This window comes from Bacteroidales bacterium (assembly GCA_014860585.1).
In the GTDB taxonomy this organism is placed as follows: Bacteria; Bacteroidota; Bacteroidia; order Bacteroidales; family 4484-276; genus RZYY01.
This window is the reverse complement of record JACZJL010000013.1, coordinates 1-5,127: the sequence shown is the minus strand read 5'-3', so window position 1 is coordinate 5,127 and position 5,127 is coordinate 1. Positions and strand designations below refer to the sequence as shown.

Genomic DNA, 5,127 nt, shown 5'->3' with positions numbered 1-5,127 from the left:
AATCTGTAACTTATCCCGGCTGAAGTCAACTCCCGGCTGAAGTGTTCGTTCGCTTCCAAAAAAGTCTGGTTGTTGATGGTTCCATTCGCCAAATCGAATCGTCCAACATCAAAGTAAAAATGTAATGAAGGATAATTAATCTTTTCTGAAGAAAAATTGTGGAGCGCCTCTAGTAAGGCATTGGACATTGTAGGCGATTGGCCGGCGCCGCAAAGAAATACATCAGGCCGGCTCAAAACAGCAAGCAAAGCAAAGTGCCCTCCACTGCTGATGCCGGTAATACCTCTCTTTTCGGGTTGGGCTTGGGTTTTATAGGTTTTATCAACATGTGGAACAAACTCGTCACAAAGCACTGCCAGGAAATCATCGTGCTTTTCTCCGATGAATTCTACATGACGCTCGACGGGTGGGATAAAAACAACAATCAGCGGTTCTATTTTTCCATCGGCAATCAGGTTATCCAATACGGTAGGGTAGGACATGTATTCGATGGCTTCCAATCCGTCCAAGACATACAAAACGGGCAGCTGGTCAAGGCTGTCTATGCCATAGGGGAGATACACCATAGCTTTTCTTGACTGAATATCAGAGCTTTTACTTACGAGCAACAAGCTGTCGAGAGACCCATGAAGAATATCTTGCCTGTGTTGCCGGATCGGATCAGGCTTGAATCCGGGCATGGCAATTTCGGAATGAGGTCCGTAACCACTTGGTGTGATTGATGGATTGCGCTCATCAATTGTAAACAGCGTATCAATCTGGAATTGATAGTCAATCCTTGCATCAAAAGGTAAGATGTAACTTTTATGGAAAAAAGTGAACCCGCCGCAGGGTATCGAATTGAGTGTATCAGGCACAGACCATCCGTGAAGATCACTGTAGATAAGCACCTGGTCTGCTTTCCCGTACCAATACAGGCTGACTACTGTATCAGACTCAAAGATAGGAGTAGTTGGGTATTCCCTGATGAAATCGTTAATCACTGAGTCACGTTCATTTTCGGGAAAATTCTGAAGTGACAAGCCAAAAGCATAAAGCCGGCTGCCCTGAAACAAGTATTCCATGTTGATATTGCTCTGATTATCCTGATTGGTGTTGGTTGCACAGCTTAAAATACTGGCTAATACCAGCAGCAGAAAGACTTTGGGCAAAATTGAGTTAAGTTCTTTTGAATTCATTGGATAACTAATTTGGTATTTTCATTTTCCTACAATTTGATGATCTTATCTGATCGAAATAATTTATGCTCGCCAAATTCAACATACCCCAATTGGTTGGAAATCATTTTTGTTTTTCCGATATAATAGTCAGGAACCATATAATGAATATGTCCATAAATCCAGCAATCTGCTTGTGAAGTTACGATCAGATCGGACAACTCAACGGCAAAAGCTCCATTCAAAATGTCACCCTGGTATTTTTCGGGATATTTATTAAAGGTAGGTGCATGGTGGGTAACAACGATTGTTTTACCAAATGATGGTTCCTTGAGTTCCGTTTTTAAAAAATCCAGGCTTTCCTCATGCAAATCATTGTAATGGTTCGATGTGAAACGGGCGCCTTTATATTTGATCAGTTGGAAGTCGCTAATCCCTTTTTCGATTTCCCATTCGCACCCGGGATTAATTTTTGACCAGAGGCTGGAAAAAATAAACCGGATGTTGTTGCGAAACAGTGTGATGTTATTTACCAGATGAACATTATTTCGAATTCTTTCCTGCATCGTTCCGCTTCTTTGGGTAATATCAGAGCGGTAATACTCATGATTACCGGGTATCCACCAGGTTTGCTGGAAATGGGTTGAGACATAATCGAAAAAATCGTTGTGTTTGTCCATGATAGCGAATGGCACTATATCTCCCGCCAGGATTAACACCTCACCGGATGGCTGCAATGGATTGGCTTTCAGGAATTCCTTATTTTTTGGGAACTCGAGATGGAGGTCTGAGGCAAATTGGATTTTCATTTTAAACCGGAATTTTTACTGTAAATTTACTTCCCACATTGGGTGTACTTTCCATATCAATTGAACCATTGTAGAGTTCAACGATTTTTTTGGCAATTGATAAGCCGAGCCCGCTTCCGGTAACAAATTTTGTCTGGCTGTTTTTTATCCTCACAAAATCCTGGAAAAGGAGCCCCTGGTCTTCTTTACTGATGCCAATTCCTGTGTCTTCAACAATGATGAGAAGGTGGTCGCTTTTTTTCTTTAGGGTTACATAAACTTTCCCGTTTTCTTTGTTGTACTTTACTGCATTGGAAACAAAATTATTCATGACAATCTCCATCTCGTTGCTGTCGGCAGTAATATAAAGGTTTTCCTCGCAGTCGAGATAGACTTTAATATTGTGCTGAATGGCGAGGGGTTCCACAGAATCAACGACGGTTTTGGCTACATCGTGGAGATCTATATTCCTCAAGTCCCTTGTTTTCTTTCCGGATTCGATGCGGGTAAGATCGAGCAGGTCGAAAATCAGGGTGCGCATTCCCTTGATCCTGTCCATCGACCGGTTGATCATTTCCATATAATCATCCACCGTTTCGCCCACCTGCTTTTCCTTCATGATTTTCAGATACCCTTCAATAGCATTGATTGGAGATTTGAGCTCGTGAGATAACACCGACAGAAACTGAAATCTGACCTGCTTGCCTTCCTCTTTCATTTGCCGTGTCATCCTTTTGAGATAAAGGTTTTTGGTGATGTTTTCGACCGAAGTTTTAAGTTCCTGGGGCGTAAACGGCTTTGGCACAAAGTTGAATGCTCCATTGTTAGTGGCCTTGATGGCAAGTTCAAGCGAGGCATAGGAGGTGATCATCATCACCGAAATGTCGTACTCTTTGGTCTTGATGTATTCGAGCACTTCGATACCATCCATTCCCGGTAGTTTGTTGTCGAGCAGAATGATATCAAGGGGCATGGATTCGATCATTTCGATGGCTTTTTCGCCCGTATCGGCTTCAAGGATATCGAACGAAAAATCTTCTTCCATAAAGGGGTAACCCACCGTGAAATTGCGCAATACGCGTTCCACACCCGATCTGATGCCAGGCTCATCGTCAACGATCAATAATTTTAGCTTCATGGTTATAGTTTTTATAGGTAAGAATTCTTATATTTTTAAACGCTCAACAGTCTGAATTAACCCGTCTAATTGCTCCCAACTTTATATATTCCAGGTACTTTAGCCGCTTTATGTAAAAATTTCACATTTTTGGTAATCGCTACAATTTCATCCGTATGATCACTCCATCACTCGTTCCTCCATTCTTTAACCTAATTAATCCTCGGTAAAGTAATAATGAACTCTGTTCCTGTCTTGCCCTCGTGAGGATCATTATTGGATTTGACAGCAATTTTCCCTTTGTGCATTTTAATAATGCCATAAACCAAAGGCAATCCTAATCCGGTTCCTTTTCCGAGTTCTTTGGTTGTAAAAAATGGTGTAAACAGTTTTTCAATGTTTTCTTTGGCGATGCCGGTACCTGTATCTGAAATTCGGATCTGAACATTTTCAGCATCACCATCAATATGAATGTTTATCTCTCCTCCTTTAGGCATGGCTTCCACAGCGTTTTTTTCCAGGTTAGTCACAGCCTGTAGCATCTGGTCGGTATCCATCATGATCATCGGGTCTTCAATTTCGGAATTGACATTTGTTTTCACAATTGGAGGGATAACTACGTTGTTCAGACTGCGTTTCATAAAATCTACAATATCAACTTCTTCAACCTTCAACTTGTTCTTTCGGGCGAAATTCAGCAGACCACTAACAATATTTTTGCACCTGTCAGCTTGCTCTGCTATCAGTTTAATGTCACTTTTTATTGGGTTGTCATCTTTCAACTCTTCGAGCAGGATGTTACTGTACATGGTGATTACTCCAAGTGGGTTGTTCAATTCGTGGGCAATACCGGCTGAAATTTGACCCATGTTGGCCAGTTTTTCTGAATGTTTCAGCGCTAATTCAGCAGTAGCCAATTTTTTCTTCGACATTTGCCACTCGCTAAAATAGCGGTAAAGGCGCTCGGTTGTGAACCGATAGATGAGACCCATGAGCAGCAACACAGCAAGGATCCCAACTGATGCCGCTCCTCTGATTGCCCGCTGAACAAAATCCCGGTTTTCGATTTTTGGAATAATAGAGGCGGCAATGTATAGCTCGAACTTTTCGAAATACCGAAACGCTACTGTTTTTCTTTCTTCCCCTTTTTTGAATTCAAATTGTCCCTGCTCCAGGCCTTTCATTTGTTTGAAAAAGGTACTTTCTTTTGACGATCCGTCTTTGAGGAACGGGTGGATCATAAGGTGGCCATCCTTGTCAAAAACCATAGGGTAACCACTTTTCCCGATTTTCAGCGTATGGAGTATTTTCTTCAACTCATCCATATCTTTCTCCTTATCTCCAACATAAAGAATTCCGACAATCTGGCCATCAATCGAAATGGGCTCATAGGCGGTGGTGTACCACTCGTCAACAACCAATGCCCGACCAAAATAAACCTCGCCTTTCATGATCGCTTCAATAACTTTTGAACTATTCGGGATATAAGTTCCGACGGCACGCTGTCCGCTCACTTTCCTCACATTGGTTGATACCCTGACAAAACCACTGTCACTTTTCTGAAAAATGGTGATGGTACCACCAATAATCCCCTCGAGGTAATCCACAAACTCAACACTGTTAAGCAAAGGCTTTGAATTGTATTTCCATTCATTTATCACCCCTTTATGGATCATGCCATTTTCCTGATTTTCCAGATCTATTTCGATTGTTTTATTGATGACTTCCAGGGGGAAGTTGTAAAAGTAGGAGTTGGCAACCCTTAGGTTTGACTGTACCTTCTCCAACTTTAATATGCTCTCACGTTCGAACATCTTGGAAATGGTTTTTACTTCGAGTTCGAGGTTTTTACTGATCTGGTCATTGAACGTATTGATCGACCGGTTGATAAATAGCGCTGTAACTGCTGTTACAACAACAATGATGATGAGTGAGACCGGTAGGAATAGCCTCAGCTTTAATGGGATTCTGATTCGGATTTTCATAGGTTTAATACAAACTGCCGGTTAGGCAAAGGATAAAACAAAAGAGACTGTCTCAAAAGTCTTTCATTTGGATTTTCAAC

General features: G+C 41.6%; 4 protein-coding genes. All 4 read right to left on the bottom strand.

Going from position 1 to position 5,127, the window contains the following annotated elements; all coding sequences use genetic code 11:
* A partial coding sequence (locus tag IH598_01605; protein ID MBE0637199.1) for an esterase family protein occupies positions 1 to 1,178 on the bottom strand: 1,178 nt, incomplete at its 3' end.
* Positions 1,179 to 1,207: 29 nt separating this feature from the next.
* Complete coding sequence (locus IH598_01600) at positions 1,208 to 1,966, bottom strand: metallophosphoesterase (protein MBE0637198.1); 759 nt, start codon at positions 1,964 to 1,966, stop codon at positions 1,208 to 1,210.
* Position 1,967: 1 nt separating this feature from the next.
* A complete protein-coding gene (locus tag IH598_01595; protein MBE0637197.1) occupies positions 1,968 to 3,083 on the bottom strand; it encodes a response regulator in 1,116 nt (371 codons plus the stop codon).
* Between the two features lie 191 nt (positions 3,084 to 3,274).
* On the bottom strand, positions 3,275 to 5,047 hold the full coding sequence (locus IH598_01590; protein MBE0637196.1) for a Cache 3/Cache 2 fusion domain-containing protein: 1,773 nt from the start codon (positions 5,045 to 5,047) through the stop codon (positions 3,275 to 3,277).
* Positions 5,048 to 5,127 lie beyond the last annotated feature (80 nt).

Coding starts and splice junctions, on each gene's coding strand:
- IH598_01600 (MBE0637198.1), bottom strand. CDS start 1,966: ATGAAAATCCAATTTGCCTCAGACCTCCATCTCGAGTTCCCAAAAAAT.
- IH598_01590 (MBE0637196.1), bottom strand. CDS start 5,047: ATGAAAATCCGAATCAGAATCCCATTAAAGCTGAGGCTATTCCTACCG.
- IH598_01595 (MBE0637197.1), bottom strand. CDS start 3,083: ATGAAGCTAAAATTATTGATCGTTGACGATGAGCCTGGCATCAGATCG.